This window comes from Stenotrophomonas sp. YJH_SMC_80, from assembly GCF_059372495.1.
The window spans coordinates 1-16,676 of record NZ_JCAFVP010000012.1 but is presented as its reverse complement, the minus strand read 5'-3'; the positions used below and the strand labels follow the sequence as shown (position 1 = coordinate 16,676).

Sequence of the window (16,676 nt, the reverse complement as noted above, 5' to 3'; positions counted from 1 at the left end):
GCGGTCGGCACCCACCGGGGATGGCGGTCAACGGTCGGCACCCACCCGGGATGGCGGTCAGCGGTCGGCCCACCCCTGCCGGCCAGCGGCCGGCACTACCCCTATTCCGGTTTGTCAGGTGCCCATTGTTTCAGGAACGCGCTCACCCGTGCCGGCTGGAAGGCTTCGCCCCTGCGCAGTTCGCCGGTGGCCTGCGAAACCAGCAGGCTTCCATCGGCATCGAGCACCAGCAGGTGCGGGTAGTCGCGCTCCATCACCGGGAACTGGGCGAAGAAGGCGGTGTTGGGCTGCTCGTCGCTGGCGTTGACCTTCACCCACACGTAGTGGGCATCGCGGAAGCGACGCAGGTCGCCGTTGCCTTCCACGACGTCGTCCAGCGCGCGGCAGCGCTCGCAGGCGGCGTTCCCGACCTCCAGCAGGATGCGCTTCTTGCCCCGCTGGGCTTCCACCTTGGCGGTGGCCAGGTCATCGGCGGGGTTGCGGGCCGGGTCGAACTGCGCACCGAGCCCGGCGATGGCGGCGATGTCTGCCGCCACCGGGGTGTTGCCCGAGGCCACCGGTTCGCTGGGGTCGGCGACCGGTGGCTCGGTGGGTCGGGTATCCAGGGGCTGCGTGGGCTCGGCGGTGGCAGGCGGTTGCGGTTGGGAACAGGCGCCGATCAGCGCCGCACAGACCACCACTGCCGCAGTACCGAGCTTGCTACGCATGCCTTCTACCCTCTCATCATTACTTGACGCCGTGCATCAGCTTGTTGATCAGCGGGGCGATCAGGAACAGCACCACGCCGGAGCCGATCAGGGCCCAGAACCCGAAGGTATACCCCTTCAGGGCCGACTCGACCGTCATGCCGCCTTCACCACTGACCACACCAGCGAAGATGCCCGACAGGTTGTTGCCGATGCCGGTGGACAGGAACCAGCCACCCATGCCGAAGCCGACCAGGCGCACCGGGGCCAGCTTGGTCACCATCGACAGGCCGATCGGCGACAGGCACAGCTCACCCACGGACTGGATGACGTAGACCATGAACAGGGTCCAGAACGGGATCTTGCCGTCCACGACCATCTGCGACAGGGCGAACATCAGCAGCGCGAAGGCGGCGCCGTTGAACAGCAGGCCCAGGCCGAACTTGCGCGGGATGGACGGATTGGCGCGGCCCATGGCCACCCAGATCCAGGCGATCACCGGGGCCAGGGTGATGATCGCCACCGAGTTGACCGACTGGAACCACGCGGTCGGGAAGGTCCAGTCACCGAACTGGCGGTTGACGATGTTCTCGGCCAGGAAGGTGAACGAGCTGCCGGCCTGTTCGAAGAACATCCAGAACATCACGTTGAAGGCGAAGATGATCAGCATGGCGATCACGCGGTCGCGCTGCACCTTGCCTTCGCGGATGCCCTCGACCAGCAGCAGGACGGCCAGCGCGGTGAACATCGCACCCAGGATCCAGGCCAGCGCGGTGGCGCCGGTGGCCAGCAGGAAGTACGCGACCGGGATGGCGACCACGGCACCGGCCAGCACCATGATGATGCGGCCGAAACCTTCAGCGCCGGCCGGCGGTGCACCGATGCCCTTCAGGCCGGCACGACCGATGTAGAACCACACCAGCGAGATCAGCATGCCCACGCCCGAGGCGATGAACACGACCTTGTAAGACGGCATCGCGTCGGTACCGAACACCTTGCGGGCCAGGTACTCGGTCAGCACCGGGGCGATCATCGCGCCGATGTTGATGCCCATGTAGAAGATGGTGAAGCCCGAATCGCGGCGCTCGTCCTTCAGCCCGTACAGCTTGCCGACCATGGTCGAGATGTTGGGCTTGAACAGGCCGTTGCCGACGATGATCGTGGCCAGGCCGAGCTTGAAGATGTGCTCCTGCGGCAGCGAGATCATGAACAGGCCGGCGGCCATGATGATCGCGCCGGTCAGGATCGAGCGCTGGTAGCCCAGTACCCGGTCGGCCACGTAGCCACCGAAGATCGCCGCGGCGTACACCAGGGCCAGGTAGGCGCCGTAGATGCGGCTGGCGTCGCCTTCACCGGCAGCGCTGCCGTTGTAGAACTGGGCGACGATGTACAGCACCAAGGCCCAGCGGATGCCGTAGAACGCAAAGCGTTCCCAGAACTCGGTCATAAACAGCATCCACAACGGGCGCGGGTGGCCCAGCGTGGTCTTGAAGTCCGGCAGCGCCGGCTCTGGGGTGTTCGCAGTGGCGTTTACGCTCATGCGGGTTTCCTGGTTCGGTGGATGACGAGCACGTCCGCTGTGCAGTTGGAGCAACGCGCGAGGATCACCGACTTCTGGCGTTCACGTCAAATACACGCCGTTTGAGGCAGGTGCCAGCCTGCTCGCTGAACTTGCATCTGAAACGATCCAGCCGTCGGCCGCGATCCAAGCTGAATACGGATCAGGCCTGTTCTGCCGCGGGCGCGGCCTGCAGGCTGGTGCGCACCTGGAACAGCTCGGGGAAGAAGGTCAGCTCCAGTGCCTTGGCCAGGAAGCCCACGCCGGACGAGCCACCGGTGCCGCGCTTGAAGCCGATCACCCGCATCACCGTGCGCATGTGGCGGAAGCGCCACAGCTGGAAGGCGGTCTCCAGGTCCACCAGGTCCTCGCACAGCGCGTACTCGCGCCAGTAGCGGTCGGTGTCCTGGTAGATGCGTTCGAAGACCGGCTGCAGGGCGTCGTCGGCCACGTGCGGCTGGGTCCAGTCATGGGCCTCGTACACCGCCGGCACGGCATGGCCGAAGCGGGCCAGGTACTTCAGGAATTCCTCGTACAGGCTGGGCGCCTCCAGCACGGTGCGCAGCTGCGCCTGCCCGGCCGGGTCGTGCTCGAACACCTGCAGCATCTGCGCGTTCTTGTTGCCCAGCAGGAACTCGATGTAGCGGTACTGCAGCGACTGGAAGCCCGACGACGGGCCCAGCACGTCGCGGAAGCCCATGTATTCGGACGGGGTCAGGGTTTCCAGCACCGACCACTGCTCGGTCAGCTGGCGCAGCACCTGCTTGCTGCGCGCCAGCACCTTGCGGCACTGCCAGACTTCATCGCGCTGCAGGAAGCCGATTGCGGCACGCAGCTCATGGCCCAGCAGCTTCAGCCACAGTTCGGAGGTCTGGTGCTGGATGATGAAGAGCATCTCGTCATGGTGCGGCGGGCTGGACAGCGGCTGCTGCGCGCTGAGCAGCTGGTCCAGCCGCAGGTAGCCGCCGTAGGTGAGGCGTCCCTGCAGGTCGGTGTGGATGCCGGCTTCGAGATCGCGTTGGTTGTTGTCGACGGACATGGGCGGGACCAGATCGGGGGCGGCAAGGGTAGCGCGTTGCCGCCGCGCTGGCAGCCGCCGGGTCCATACCGGGGCGTGCGGTTGGCCGTGGAGCATCGGCCGATCCCAGGCCTGCGCGTGGAACCGTCCAGGCCGTTGTACTGGCGGTCAGCCTGAGGCGTATTCTGATGCTTTGCAGCAACGACTGAATACGTTGTTGTTATTGGCCCCCCACCCGCCGGCAGGGGTAAAACGGGGAATCCCCGTGTTGCGGCGCAGGAAGGCTATTCCGTACGCGTTCCTTAACATGGCGATTCATATCATTTGTAACTTCTCTGTCGAAGGTGCAGTACGCAATGACGGTTGCCGCTGAATTCAAGATCGAATACCTGCAGTACCTGGATACGGACGGCAAACTCGTCCGCGATGACCTGCCCGCGTCGCTGCGCGACCCCAAGGTCCTGGTACCGCTGTTCAAGCAGATGCTGTTCGTACGTACGTTCGACAGCAAATCCATCGCACTGCAGCGCACCGGCAAGCTCGGCACCTATGCCGCCTGCCTGGGCCACGAAGCCGCGCACGTGGGTATCGGCGCGGCGATGCAGAAGGGCGACGTGTTCGCGCCTTCGTACCGCGAGTATGGCGCGATGTTCATGCGTGGCGTGCGCCCGCACGACGTGCTGATGTACTGGGGCGGCGACGAACGCGGCAACGATTACGGCGGCAACGCGGCCAAGGACTTCCCGTTCTGCGTGCCGATTTCCACCCAGTGCCTGCATGCCGCAGGCGCGGCGCTGAAGTTCAAGCTCAACAAGGAACCGCAGATCGCGGTGGCGGTGTGCGGCGACGGCGGCAGTTCCAAGACCGACTTCTACGCAGCACTGAATTCGGCCGGCGCCTACAAGCTCCCGCTGATCCTGTGCATCGTCAACAACGGTTGGGCCATCTCGGTTCCGCGTTCGGCCCAGACCGGTGCCGAAACACTGGCGCAGAAGGGCCTGGCCGGTGGCCTGCACTGCCTGCAGGTGGACGGCAACGACCTGATCGCGGTGCTGGCGGCCATGGAGCAGGCGCGCGAACGTGCGCTGGCCGGCGACGGCGGCACCGTGCTGGAACTGATGACCTACCGCCTGTCCGACCACACCACCGCCGATGACGCGCGCCGCTACCGCGACGACGCCGAAGTGAAGGATGCCTGGCAGCGCGAGCCGATGCTGCGCCTGCGCAAGTACCTGATCAACGCCGGTGTGTGGAGCGAAGAAGAGGAAACCGCCTGGGTCGCCGAGTGCGGCACGCGCGTGGACGAGGAAGTGAACCTGTACCTCAACACGCCGGTGCAGCCGGTCGAGGCGATGTTCGACTTCCTGTATGCCGATCCGCCGCCGGACCTGCTGGCCCAGCGTGCCCAGGCGATCGCCCTGGAGAAGCGCCATGGATGAGATCAAGAACGGCGCGCCCGGCGCGCACACCAACGCCGCCGACAGCGCTGCGGTCGCGCGCGGAGAAGAGAGCATGACCACCACCCCGATCACCCTCATCGAAGCCATCACCCAGGCGCTGGCCTGGGAGCTGGAACACGACCCGTCGGTGCTGGTTCTGGGCGAAGACGTGGGCGTCAACGGCGGCGTGTTCCGCGCCACTGCCGGTCTGCAGCAGCGCTTCGGCTCGGACCGCATCCTCGACACCCCGCTGGATGAAACCACCATCGCCGGCCTGACGATTGGTCTTGCCGCGCAGGGCATGAAGCCGGTGGCCGAAGCCCAGTTCGATGGCTTCATGTACCCGATGGTCGACCATATCGTCTGCCACGCCGCACGCCTGCGTTACCGCACGCGTGGCCGCCTGCACTGCCCGATGGTGCTGCGCGTGCCGTGGGGCGGTGGCATCCGCGCGCCGGAACACCACAGCGAAGCCAACGAGGCGATCTTCACCAACGTGCCCGGTCTGCGCGTGGTGCTGCCGTCGTCGCCGCAGCGCGCCTACGGCCTGCTGCTGGCCGCGATCCGCGAACCGGATCCGGTGATCTATATGGAGCCCAAGCGCATCTACCGCCAGTACAAGGAAGTGGTCGTCAACGACGGCGAAGCCTTGCCGCTGGACGTCTGCTTCGTGCTGCGCGACGGCACCGACGTGACCCTGGTGACCTGGGGCGCGCAGGTGAAGGAAGCGCTGGAAGCGGCCGACAAGCTGGCCGGCGAAGGCATCAGTGCCGAAGTCATCGACGTGGCCACGCTGCGTCCGCTGGACTTCGCCACCATCGCCGAATCGGTGGCCAAGACCGGCCGCTGCGTGATCGTGCAGGAGGCCCCGAAAACCGCGGGCTTCGGCGCCGAGATCGCCGCGCGCCTGGCCGAGGAATCGATCTACGACCTGCTGGCCCCGGTCGAGCGCGTCACTGGCTACGACACCCACATTCCGCTGTTCCGCCTGGAAATGAAGTACCTGCCGAGCGTTGAGCGGATCGTGGCTGCGGCCAAGCGCGCGGTGGCGGCCGGCTGACATGCGGGCCCGCCTTCTGGGGGCTTACCGCAGCCAGTATCCCAACCCGCTCCGGTTCCACACCGGCCAGATCGTCGAAGTAGGTGTACGTGACGAGGAATGGCCGGCGTTTGCCTGGGTACGCACCAACGATGGGCGCGCTGGCTGGGCGCCCATCGCCTGGTTGCAGCTGCTGGACGAGGGTCGCGCCGAAGCGCTGTGCGACTACGACGCCCGCGAGCTGGATGTGGAAAGCGGCGAGATGGTGAAGCTTCATCACGAACACGGCGGCTGGTGGTGGTCCGAGCGCGCCAATGGCGCGACGGGTTGGCTGCCGGCCCGCGAACTGGAACTGCTGGAAGAGAACTGCAAATGAGCCAGACCAAGAACTTCAACCTGCCCGACCTGGGCGAAGGCCTGCCGGACGCGACCATCGTCGAGTGGTTCGTCAAGGAAGGCGATGTGATCAAGCTGGACGAGCCGCTGGTCTCGATGGAGACCGCCAAGGCCGTGGTGGAAGTGCCCTCGCCGTTCTCCGGCAAGGTGCTGAAGCTGTCCGGCGGTGCCGGCGACATCATCCCGACCGGCTCGGTGCTGGCCAGCTTCGAACTGGACCCGAACCTGCCGCAGCGTGCCGATGGCCAGGACACCGGCCACAGCCATGGTCATGCCGCACCGGCCGCGCCGGCTGCCGCACCGACCCCGCCACCGCTGCCGGCTGCGCCGGTCGCTGCGGAGGAAGCCAAGCCGGCCGCCGCCGAGCGTGACGACGCCGGTACCGTGGTCGGCGCCATGCAGAGCTCCAACGCCGTGCATGCCGAACAGGCGCTGGCCGTCGGTGGCGTCAAGGCCGTGCCGGCCGTGCGTGCGATGGCGCGCAAGCTGGGCGTGGACCTGAGCCGCGTGGCCGCTACCGGCACCGATGGCGCGGTCACCATGGCCGACGTCAAGCAGGCCGCCGCCAACGGCACCGCCAAGCTCGGCGCTGCTCCGGCACCGGTTGCCGCTGCTGCCTATGCCGCGCCGGCCCCGGCGCAGGTGTCTGCCCCGGTGCAGAGCGAAGCCCGCACCCCGCTGTCCGCCGCCGGCAAGCCGATGCGTACCCAGCCGCCGGGCGTGGTGGCCAAGGGCCAGCCGGAACCGCTGAAGGGCGTGCGCCGCAACATGGCACGCGTGATGGCTGATGCGCACAGCAAGGTGGTGCCGACCACGCTGAACGACGACGCCGACATCCACGCCTGGCTGCCGGGCAACGACGTCACCGCGCGCCTGGTGCGTTCGATCGTGGTCGCCGCGCAGAAGGTGCCGGCGATGAACGCCTGGTTCGACGGTGAAGCGCTGACCCGTACCCTGCACGCACAGGTGGACATCGGCATCGCCGTAGACACAGACGACGGCCTGTTCGTGCCGGCCCTGCGCAATGCCGACATGCTCGACGCACGCGGCATCCGCGAAGGCGTCAATCGCCTGCGCGAGCAGGTGGAATCGCGTTCGATCGCCGCTTCGGAACTGAGTGGCTACACCATCTCGCTGTCCAACTTCGGCATGTTCGCCGGCCGCTACGCGACCCCGGTCGTGGTGCCGCCGTGCGTGGCCATCGTTGGTGCCGGCCGTGCCCGCCACCAGATGACCCCGGTGATGGGCGGCGTGGAAGCGCACAAGGTGATCCCGCTGTCGGTCACCTTCGACCACCGCGCGGCCACCGGCGGCGAAGCGGCGCGCTTCCTGCGCGCAATGATGGACGACCTGGCGCTGGCCAGCTGATCGGCCACCTGATCGGTGGGTGCCAACCGTTGGTTGGCACATGACTTGGAGAAAACGCCGGGCATTGCCCGGCGTTTTTTTGTGCCTGCTCCGTCGCGCTCCATCCACGCATGGCGTGGATCTACACAACGCGGGCGATCAATCGCGCGCGACCAAGCCCTCGGCGCGGCTGTACACACGCAGGCGGTGGCCATCAGGATCTGCCCCGACAAAAGTATGGCCGAACTCCAGCGTCACCGGCGCCTGCAGGATCTCCACACCAAGAGCGCGCCACGCATCGTGCATCTGCTGCACGGCGTCGGGGTTGGCCACCACCATTGCCAGTTCGGCGGCGCCTGCTTGCGCGGACACCGGAGGCTGCACGTCGTCGCGTTGCCACAGGCCGAGTGCGGCGCCATCGCCGAGCAGGAACAGGGCGAAGCCGGGCGACTGCTCGACCGGCGGTTTGCCGAGGATGCCGCTGTAGAAGGTGGCGCTGGTGGCGACGTCGCGCACGTACTGCAGCAGAGTGCTGGGCGTGAACATGGGGAAGCTCCGTTGTTGGGAGCGCTCATGGTGGTACGGCCCTGCTGACAGATTCTGTCAGTAGAGTCGACTGCCGGTAGAGTCGACTGTTAGTCGACTGCTCTTCCTTCAGCCTGCTTAAAATCCCGCGCTGCGCGCGATAGTCGACTAACAGTCGACTCTACCCCCGCTCCCGGCTGTTGCTCTGTTATGAACGGTCCAGCCAGTCCGGCGCGATGCCCTGCGCCTTCTGCCAGCGTCGCAGCAGGGTGGCGCGTGGCACGAGGTAGTGATCCTCCAGCACACGCGCCTGGCGGATGCGGTCCAGACGGAAATGGCGGAAATCCTCGCGGCGCTCGCACCACGCCGCCAGCATCGGCACCTCATCGAAGTAGCCCAGCGCGAACGGCCAGACGATGCGCTCGCTGCGCTGGCCGTGCGCGTCCTCGTAGCCGAACTTCAGGCGCTGCTGTGAACCCACTGCTTCGCGCACGGCCTGCAGACGCGCAGCCGGCACCTTGGCCGCAGCACGCGAAGGGCCCACCCGCAGGCCACTGTCACGCAAGGCCTCGCGCCGCGCTGCGGGCAACACATGCGCGATACGCGCCAGGGCATCGCGTGCGGCTTCGGCCAACGCGGGTTCGGTACGGGTCGCAACCCAGCGCAGGCCCAGCACCAGCGCATCGATCTCGGCCGGCGGCAGGGTCATCGGTGGCAGGGTGTCGCTCGGCGCCAGCTGGTAGCCAACGCCGGCCTCGCCACGCAGGTCAGCGCCCTGCTCACGCAGGGTCTCGATATCGCGGTACAGCGTGCGCAGGCTGATGCCCAGCGCTTCGGCCAGCGTCTGCCCGGCCACCGGCCGCCGATGGCGGCGCAGCAGCTGCAGCAACTGGGTCAGGCGCAGCGCACGCGACATCAGCCGACCAGTGCGCTCGATGCAACCACGTGCTCACCCGGCTGCGGGGCCAGCGCGGACTCGACCAGTGCCTTGGCGATCTCGCTCGCCGGGTTGATCCGCCACGCCCGTGGCAACATCGGCCCCAAAGCACCCAGCACCATCAGCGCCAGGCGCTCGCCACGACGCACCTCGTTGCGCTCGCCCCCGATCAGCCCTGGGCGGACCAGGGTCAACGAATGGAAGCCCAGCGCACGAAGGTCACGTTCCAATTCACCCTTCACCCGGCTGTAGAAGATCGACGACTGCGGGTTGGCACCGGCCGCGGAATTCAGCACATAAGTCTGCGCACCCTGTGCCTGTGCGAGCCGCGCGAACGCCAGCGGGTAGTCATGATCGATGCGGTGGAAAGCCTCGCGGCTGCCGGCCTGGGCAATGGTGCTGCCCAGCGCGCAGATGACCGCGTCCACGCGCGCCCATGCTGGCGAAGTGGGCAACGCGTCGAAGGCCAGTACCGGGTTCTCCAGCTTCCCGTGGGTCATGCCCAACGGGCGGCGGGTGGGCGCCACCACGCCACTGCAGCGCGGGTCGTCCAGCAGGCGGGGCAGGGCCAGCCCACCAACCAGGCCGGTCGCCCCCAGCAACATCACGCGCATCACCACCTCCACTGCGGCATCCTGTCGCCCATCCTAGCCGTTCAAGCCGTCGGCGACCGCGCCGATATGCTGGAACCAGTCCCTGCCAGCCCCAGGATTCGCTCCATGACGGACCAGCCCGACCATCGCCCTGCCCCCGGTACCGCCCTTGGGCCGCCGGCACGCGTGCGCGCGGTGGTGGACGATGGGCTGGGCGACCGCGTGGTACTGCAGGGCGGTGGTGGCGTGGCACTGCAGCAGCTGTTCGCCGGCGCCGACGCGCCGGAACCGCTGCTGGCCGCCTTCGCCAACGGCATGGCCACCCTGCCCGGCGAACTGGGTGACATGGGCGACCGCCTGCAGTCGGCGCAGGCCAGTGCCGATTGGCCGCGCTACGGGCGCGCGATGCGGCAGTTGATCGACAAGTACATCCGCACCATCGAACAGCATTCGCCGGACGGACAGCCGGAAAGCCTGCGCCTGTCCGAGCAGCTGCGGCTGCTGCTGGGTGGCGCGGTGGTGGCCCTGCTGCAGCACGACCCGGATCTGCGCGAACAAGCGCAGGCCCTGGCCACGCGCCTGCGCCAGTGGCAGCCGGGTACCGCACTGGAGCCGATCGAACAGGGCGTGCGCGAACTCGGGCACCAGGTCGGCGTGCGTGCCGAGAGCTGGCAGGAGCAGCAGGCGCTGCTGCTGGAACTGTTCGCGCTGCTGTTGGAAAACGTGAGCGAGCTGCTGGACGACCGCAGTTGGCTGCAGGGCCAGATCGCGGCGGTGCGCCAGCTGCTGGACGGGCCGCTGGAAGCCGAGGCAGTCGAGCGCACCCGTGCCGAACTGCGCGAAGTGATCTACAAGCAGGGCCTGCTGCGCCAGGGCATCGACGATTCGAAGGCGGCGATGCGCGGGTTGATGGGCGAGTTCATCGAGCGCATGGATGGCATGGCCACCAGCACCGGCGAATACCACGACCGCATCGGCAGCTACGCACTGCAGCTGCGCGAGGCGCGTAGCATCGCCGACCTCAACCAGCTGCTGCAGGACGTGATGCGCGACACCGGCAAGGTACAGCAGCAGGCCGCGCAGGCCCGCGATCACCTGGCCAATGCGCGGCAGGAAGTGGAACGCGCCGAACAGCGCATTGCCGAGCTGGAGCAGGAACTGCGTGCCGCCGGTGACCTGGCGCGTATCGATCCGCTGACCCAGGCGCTGAACCGCCGCGGCCTGGACGAACTGCTGCAGCGTGAACTGGCGCGTGCTGCGCGCAACAACTCACCGCTGGGCGTGGCGGTGATCGACCTGGATGATTTCCACCTGACCAACGAGGCGCACGGCCACGCCGGTGGCGATGCGTTGCTGCAGCACCTGGTGGCCGTTTGCAGGCTGCTGCTGCGCGCCACTGACGGCATCGCACGGCTGGGTGGCGACGAGTTCGTGCTGGTGCTGCCGGAAACCCAGGGTGCCGATAGCATGGCCACCGTGCAGCGCCTGCAACGCTCACTGGCGCACCGTGTGCTGACCGTGCAGGACCGCCGCGTGCCGGTGCACTTCAGCGCCGGGCTGGCGCAATGGCAGCCGGGCGACGATACCGAGGCTTTGCTGCGCCGTGCGGATGACGCGTTGTATGCGGCCAAGCGACAGGGCAAGAACCGCGTGCAGGCGGGCTGACCGTCCGGCCCGTCGCGAACCGCTTTGGTAGGTGCCAACCTTGGTTGGCACGCGCAGGAAACAAAGCGCCGACCAAGGTCGGCCTCTACCTTGCGACCCGCCGGTGATTACTTGCCGCGCAGCTTCTGGAACCCGGTCACCGCCGCGAGCACGATGGCACCGGCGATGATGCCGACCACCATGTTACCCACCGCGCTGACCAGCCAGCCCCACTGCCCCTCGCCGCCCATCGCCTGTACTGCGTGGTGCAGCGCCGGCACGTTGTGCACCAGGATGCCGCCGCCCACCAGGAACATGGCAATGGTGCCGGCCACCGACAGGAACTTCATCAGCCACGGTGCCGAAGCCACCAGGCCGCGACCGAAGGCGGCCACGGCCCCACCCTTGCGCGACAGGTACAGGCCGACGTCATCAAGCTTCACGATGCCCGCCACCAGCCCATAGACGAAGACCGTCATCGCCAGTGCAACCACGGCCAGCGTGACCAGCTGGTTGGTGAACGATGCGGTGGCGACCACGCCCAGGGTCAGTACGATGATCTCGGCCGAGAGGATGAAGTCGGTGCGGATCGCGCCTTTCACCTTGTCCTTCTCCCACGCCACCATGTCCACCTGCGCGTCGGCCAGCGCCTTGCGCCGCTCGGCCTGATGCTCGGCGTCGTCCTCGGCTGAGTGCAGGAACCGGTGCGCCAGCTTCTCAACGCCCTCAAAGCACAGGAACGCGCCGCCGATCATCATCAGCGGCACGATCAGCGGCACGTTCCAGCCGCGGCTGTGCAGCCAGGCCTCCAGCGCACTGATCGCCAATGCTGCGGGCACCAGGATCACCTTGTTGACCAGCGAGCCCTTGGCCACCGCCCACACCACCGGCAGTTCGCGGTTGGCGTTGACCCCGGTGACCTGCTGCGCGTTCAGCGCCAGGTCGTCGCCCAGCACGCCGGCGGTTTTCTTCGCCGCGACCTTGGTCAGGACCGAGACATCGTCGAGGAGGGTGGCGATATCGTCGAGCAGGGCGAACAGGCTGGCACCGGCCATGGGAAGTCCAGAGAGGGAATGAGCGGATTCTGACCGATCCGGTGTGGACTGCGGAAGACGTCGGATTCACCGCGTGCCCACCGCCCCCCGGCGACACTGCGGAATCCGGACATCGCCGGCCCGTGGCCGGCGCTACCTGTCTTCGTCGCATGGGAGTTCCGCTTGAGCAATCCGCCCACCGCCAATGGCAATCCTCCGCTGGTCAAAGGCATGAACCGGCGCAGCCAGATCCTGCGCCTGCTGATGCGCTATCGCCATTCAGGGGTGTTCTCGGGCATGAACCTGGATGCCGCAGGCAATCCAGCCGACGTTCCCGCGGACGGCAACCCGGAACAGTTCGTCAGCGACCTGGAAGCGCTGGGCCCGACCTTCGTCAAGCTGGGCCAGATGCTGTCCACGCGCCCGGACATGGTGCCGGTGGAGTTCGCCACAGCCCTGGAGCGCATGCAGGAAAAGGTGGCCGAGATTCCGGTCGAGCGCATCCATGCGATCGTCGAGCAGGAGCTGGGCGCACCGGTGAACAAGCTGTTCGCCTCATTCGATCCCGAACCGCTGGGCTGTGCCTCGATCGCGCAGGTGCATCGCGCGGTGCTGCATGACGGACGCCAGGTGGCAGTGAAGGTGCAGAAGCCTGAAGTGGCTGCACAACTTCGCTCGGACCTGGAGGCGCTGCGCAGCTTCGCGCTGGCCGCCGACCACCTGACCCAGGTGGGCCGCCGCGTGCGCCTGCGCGACTGGCTCAACGAGTTCGCAAAGACCCTGATGCAGGAGCTGGACTACCACGCCGAGGCCGAGAACCTGGCCCGTTTCGGCCGACACCTGAAGCCGTTCCGCCGCCTGTGGATTCCGCAGCCGCTGTGGGACTACAGCAGCCAGCGCGTGCTGACCATGGAACTGGCCACCGGCGTGCGCGTGGATGCGATTCCCGATGTGCGCCGCACCGAACAATCGATGGACCCGCTGGCGGCGGCGCTGATCCGCGGCTACCTGGACCAGATCTTCGTGCACGGCGAGATCCATGCCGACCCGCACCCCGGCAACCTGCGGGTGATGCCCGATGGACGGCTGGCGATCTTCGACCTGGGCATGGTCGCGCACATGCCGCCGCGCCTGCGCGAGCGGCTGCTGAAGATCCTGTTCGCCGCAGTCGATGGCCGTGGCGAGGAAGTAGCCGACGATCTGATCAGCATCAGCACGCGGCTGGAGGCCTTCGACGAAGAGCGCTACCTGCGCGAGACCGGCCAGCTGATCGCGCGCTACGCCGCCAGCGGCAGTTTCTCCGAAGGCCGCGTGGTGCTGGACATGGTGCGCATCGCCACCGCCTGCGGCCTGCGCACACCGCCGGAACTGAGCCTGCTCGGCAAGGCGCTGCTCAACCTGGAAACCGTATGCCGGTTGCTGGCACCCGAACTGGAGACCCGCCGCATCGTCGAGCGCCAGCTTCAGCATGTGATGCGTGCGCGCCTGAAAAAGTCCCTGTCGGCAGCCAACATCGCCAGCGAGGCGATGGAGCTGCAGCAGCTGCTGCGCGATGGGCCGCGCAAGCTGTCGGACATCATGGCGCTGCTGGCTGAGAACCGTCTGCAGATGAAGGTGACGGGCCTGGAAGAATCGCGGCTGATGGAGAACCTGCAGAAGATCGCCAACCGCGTGGCGGCCGGCATCATCAGCGCGGCATTGATCATGGCCGCCGCGATGATGATGAAGATCGACACCGGCTGGCATCTGTTCGGCTACCCGCTCATCGCCCTGATTCTGTTGTTCATCGGCGTAGTGCTCGGCCTTGGCATCGTGACCAGTGCATTGCTGTTCGATCGTCGCGCGCGGGCACGCGAAGAGCGCGGGCATCGCTAGCGCATCTGCGAAAACACCCGTATTCATGCGGTTTTTAATGTAATCCAACGAAGCCTTTCACGCTCGATTTACCTTCTGAGCGCGATTTCGCGCGCGTCATTTCAACAAACATTTCAGTCAGGTTCGTGCATGCACTATCGGGTCATCGGCCTGTCACATGCATGTGCTTGCGGCAGCGCTGGTCGGATGGACACGCGTCGGTACGACGTCCATCACCACCACCCCGTCACTGCCGAAGCTGCCTATGCTCTGGATACTGCTGCTGTCGTTGTTGCTGCTGTGCTGGTTGTTCCTCGCGTCCGGCAAATGGGTGTGGTGGAAGGCCAGTGCGTTCTCGCTGCTGCTGCTCACGCTCAGCGCATGGTGGCTGATCGACAAGCTGTCCGGTGATGGGCTCAACGCCGCCACGCTGTACCACCTCGGCGCCGACATGGAAGGCGCCGGAGTCTCCGACTTCAAGGGCTACATCGCCGGCTTCATCGTGCTGGCGCTGGTCTCGCTGCTGCCGCTGTTCGCCACGCGGGTGAAGCGCTGGCGCCGGCCCGGCCACGGTGGCGCGCTGTTCGCGGGCTTCGCGGCCGTGTGGGTGGCCACGATCATGATCAGCCCGCTGGCCCGCGACGGCCAACGCCTGTACCAGCAGCTGCGCCCGGTCGACTTCGCCCGCATCGCCCCCGAATACCAGGTGCCGACGCAGCCGCTGCAGCGCCCGCGCAACATCGTCTGGATCTACGGCGAGAGCCTGGAGCGCACGTACCTGGACGAAAACGTATTCCCAGGCCTGATGCCCAATCTCAACCGGCTGGCGTCCGAGTCGCTGGACGTGCGCAACCTGGCCTCGGCCGAGGGCAGCGGCTGGACCATCGCCGGCCTGGTGTCGTCGATGTGCGGCGTGCCGCTGACCACTTCGCAGGGCGATGAGAACAGCATGGACCGGATGGGCAGCTTCCTGCCCAAGGCAGTGTGCCTGGGCGACTACCTGAAGCAGCAGGGCTATACCAACCATTACCTGGGCGGGGCCAACGGCCAGTTCGCCGGCAAGGGCCAGTTCCTCGCCAGCCACGGCTTTGATGAAGTGCATGACCTCGCCTGGTTCAAGCAGCAGAAGAAGATCGGGCGCATCCACTACTCCGCCTGGGGCGTGCACGACGACGTGCTGCTGGACACCGCCTACCAGCGCTTCGAACAGCTCTCGCGCGCCGGCTCGCCGTTCATGCTCACCACGCTCACCATGGACACCCACCACCCGGCGGGCCACCTGCCGGTGTCGTGCAAGGGCGAGCGCTACCAGAGCCAGTACGGCAACATCAACATGCTCAACGCGCTCAAGTGCAGTGACCGGCTGATCTCGCAGCTGGTCGAACGCATCCAGGCCAGCCCGTACGGCAAGGACACGCTGATCGTGATCGCCTCCGACCACCTGGCGATGCCCAACGATCTGACCCACATCCTGACCCGGCAGAAGCGCGAGAACCTGCTGCTGTTCCTCGGCGATGGCATTGCGCCGCAGCAGCTCAGCGCCGACGCCGGCACCACCCTGGATTCGGGTGCGACCCTGCTCAGCCTGCTGGACCCGAACCTGAAGACGATGGGCTTTGGCCGTTCACTGATCGATACCCAGCGCGCGCCCAGCGCCAGCGTGGCCACCCAGCGTGATGGCGGCCGAGATTACCCGCAGTACCTCGCCTTCGCCCGCTCGCTGTGGCTGGGTGAGCCGACCCGCGAGCTGAAGATCGACGGCGACGACCAGGTGGTGGTCGGCCTGCAACACGTGCAGCCACCGGTGCTGCTGGAGTACGACAAGGATTGGGGCTTGAAGTCGGTGTACCTGGAAAACACCTCGCGCCAGTTCGATGATGCCAACCCGGACAACACCCTGGCCTACGTCGACCGTTGCACCGCATTCGAGGATGGCTCGGCCGACGGTGACTGGTGTGCCCTGCTGGTCAACCGTGACAACGGCATCAAGCTGTACCGTGACAACGACCTGCGTGGCGGCATCGCCGTGGATGCACCGCTGGACGCATTCCAGGGCCCGCGCCCGAGCGTGCGCCAGGCGCACATGATCACCCAGAAGGGTCGCCGCACCCGCGCCGGCCAGTACATGCTGCAGCTGGTGGCGAGTACGCGGCCGGATCGTGGCTTCTGGATCGAAGCGGTGTCCTCGCAGCGCAAGGTGGTGCTGGCCCAGCAGTGGGTGCAGCCCGATGCCAACGGCAAGATCAACGTGTCGTTCGGGCTGGACCACGAAGTGGATGATCTGGAAATCCGCGCGTGGTTGAACCATGCCGAGAAGCTGGCGGTGGACACGTTCGCACTGGTGCCCTCGCGCGGCCGACCGCGGGGGTAGGGCTCTTTGCAGGGCTGCGCCCTGCACCCGTGGTAGTGCCGGCCGCTGGCCGGCCACCTCAGAAGCAACGGCAACAGCGGGCATTCCGTGGTTGGGCGGGGTGGGTCCGGTTGCGGGGGACGCTGCAAGTCCCCCTTCCGGGGCCCGGCCCAGCCGCTGGCGGCTGTGCGTTCGGGCGCTTGCGAAGCAGTGCTTCGCAAGCAAAGCGCCCTCACCCATGTAAGCTCGGTCGCCG

At 67.0% G+C, this 16,676-nt stretch carries 13 protein-coding genes and 1 pseudogene; 7 read left to right on the top strand and 7 right to left on the bottom strand.

The genetic code is table 11. The features are described 5' to 3' along the window. Positions 1–101 precede the first annotated feature (101 nt). From AC5P99_RS16905 to AC5P99_RS16895, 3 genes are all read right to left on the bottom strand, one after another. Entirely contained in the window at positions 102–707 is a 606-nt protein-coding gene (locus AC5P99_RS16905; RefSeq protein ID WP_329753914.1) for a thioredoxin family protein, read from the bottom strand. A 19-nt stretch (positions 708–726) separates the two neighbouring features. Further along, positions 727–2,226: a peptide MFS transporter gene (locus AC5P99_RS16900; RefSeq protein ID WP_005411345.1), complete on the bottom strand. Its 1,500-nt coding sequence runs from the start codon at positions 2,224–2,226 to the stop codon at positions 727–729. Between the two features lie 181 nt (positions 2,227–2,407). Further along, positions 2,408–3,283: a tryptophan 2,3-dioxygenase gene (locus AC5P99_RS16895; RefSeq protein WP_282256213.1), complete on the bottom strand. Its 876-nt coding sequence runs from the start codon at positions 3,281–3,283 to the stop codon at positions 2,408–2,410. Positions 3,284–3,618: 335 nt separating this feature from the next. On the opposite strand from AC5P99_RS16895, the gene pdhA reads away from it, so the two are divergent. From pdhA to AC5P99_RS16875, 4 genes are read left to right on the top strand one after another with little or no spacing between them, the layout of a single operon-like run. Then, positions 3,619–4,701 carry a pyruvate dehydrogenase (acetyl-transferring) E1 component subunit alpha gene (pdhA, locus tag AC5P99_RS16890; RefSeq protein ID WP_495213350.1) on the top strand — a complete coding sequence of 361 codons (1,083 nt, stop codon included), beginning with the start codon at positions 3,619–3,621 and terminating at the stop codon, positions 4,699–4,701. Continuing rightward, positions 4,694–5,761, top strand: coding sequence for an alpha-ketoacid dehydrogenase subunit beta (locus AC5P99_RS16885; RefSeq protein WP_005414714.1), 1,068 nt, complete (start codon positions 4,694–4,696; stop codon positions 5,759–5,761). Before pdhA ends, AC5P99_RS16885 begins: the two co-directional genes overlap by 8 nt. Before the next feature lies 1 nt (position 5,762). Continuing rightward, positions 5,763–6,116, top strand: coding sequence for an SH3 domain-containing protein (locus AC5P99_RS16880; RefSeq protein WP_005411349.1), 354 nt, complete (start codon positions 5,763–5,765; stop codon positions 6,114–6,116). Then, positions 6,113–7,504, top strand: a complete 1,392-nt coding sequence (locus tag AC5P99_RS16875; RefSeq protein ID WP_005411350.1) for a dihydrolipoamide acetyltransferase family protein — start codon at positions 6,113–6,115, stop codon at positions 7,502–7,504. The genes AC5P99_RS16880 and AC5P99_RS16875 overlap by 4 nt, the downstream gene beginning before the upstream one ends. Before the next feature lie 138 nt (positions 7,505–7,642). Here the strand turns inward: AC5P99_RS16875 and AC5P99_RS16870 are convergent, their stop codons facing one another. The 3 genes from AC5P99_RS16870 to AC5P99_RS16860 all read right to left on the bottom strand — a co-directional run bounded on the left by AC5P99_RS16870 (position 7,643) and on the right by AC5P99_RS16860 (position 9,559). Continuing rightward, a complete protein-coding gene (locus AC5P99_RS16870; RefSeq protein WP_024957667.1) occupies positions 7,643–8,029 on the bottom strand; it encodes a VOC family protein in 387 nt (128 codons plus the stop codon). 187 nt (positions 8,030–8,216) lie between these two features. Then, a complete protein-coding gene (locus AC5P99_RS16865; RefSeq protein ID WP_495213349.1) occupies positions 8,217–8,924 on the bottom strand; it encodes a helix-turn-helix transcriptional regulator in 708 nt (235 codons plus the stop codon). Beyond that, a complete protein-coding gene (locus AC5P99_RS16860) occupies positions 8,924–9,559 on the bottom strand; it encodes a Rossmann-fold NAD(P)-binding domain-containing protein (protein ID WP_258391909.1) in 636 nt (211 codons plus the stop codon). The genes AC5P99_RS16865 and AC5P99_RS16860 overlap by 1 nt, the downstream gene beginning before the upstream one ends. 105 nt (positions 9,560–9,664) lie before the next feature. Between AC5P99_RS16860 and AC5P99_RS16855 the strand changes: the two genes are divergently transcribed. Continuing rightward, on the top strand, positions 9,665–11,203 hold the full coding sequence (locus AC5P99_RS16855) for a GGDEF domain-containing protein (RefSeq protein WP_005411356.1): 1,539 nt from the start codon (positions 9,665–9,667) through the stop codon (positions 11,201–11,203). Between the two features lie 107 nt (positions 11,204–11,310). Here AC5P99_RS16855 and AC5P99_RS16850 read toward each other — a convergent pair whose 3' ends face one another. After that, positions 11,311–12,237 carry a DUF808 domain-containing protein gene (locus AC5P99_RS16850; RefSeq protein ID WP_005411357.1) on the bottom strand — a complete coding sequence of 309 codons (927 nt, stop codon included), beginning with the start codon at positions 12,235–12,237 and terminating at the stop codon, positions 11,311–11,313. A gap of 207 nt (positions 12,238–12,444) precedes the next feature. Between AC5P99_RS16850 and AC5P99_RS16845 the strand changes: the two are divergent. After that, a pseudogene (locus tag AC5P99_RS16845) lies at positions 12,445–14,091 on the top strand (ABC1 kinase family protein); the annotation flags it as partial. A gap of 244 nt (positions 14,092–14,335) precedes the next feature. After that, positions 14,336–16,441, top strand: coding sequence for a phosphoglycerol transferase I (locus AC5P99_RS16840; protein WP_088429029.1), 2,106 nt, complete (start codon positions 14,336–14,338; stop codon positions 16,439–16,441). The last annotated feature ends 235 nt before the right edge of the window (positions 16,442–16,676 follow it).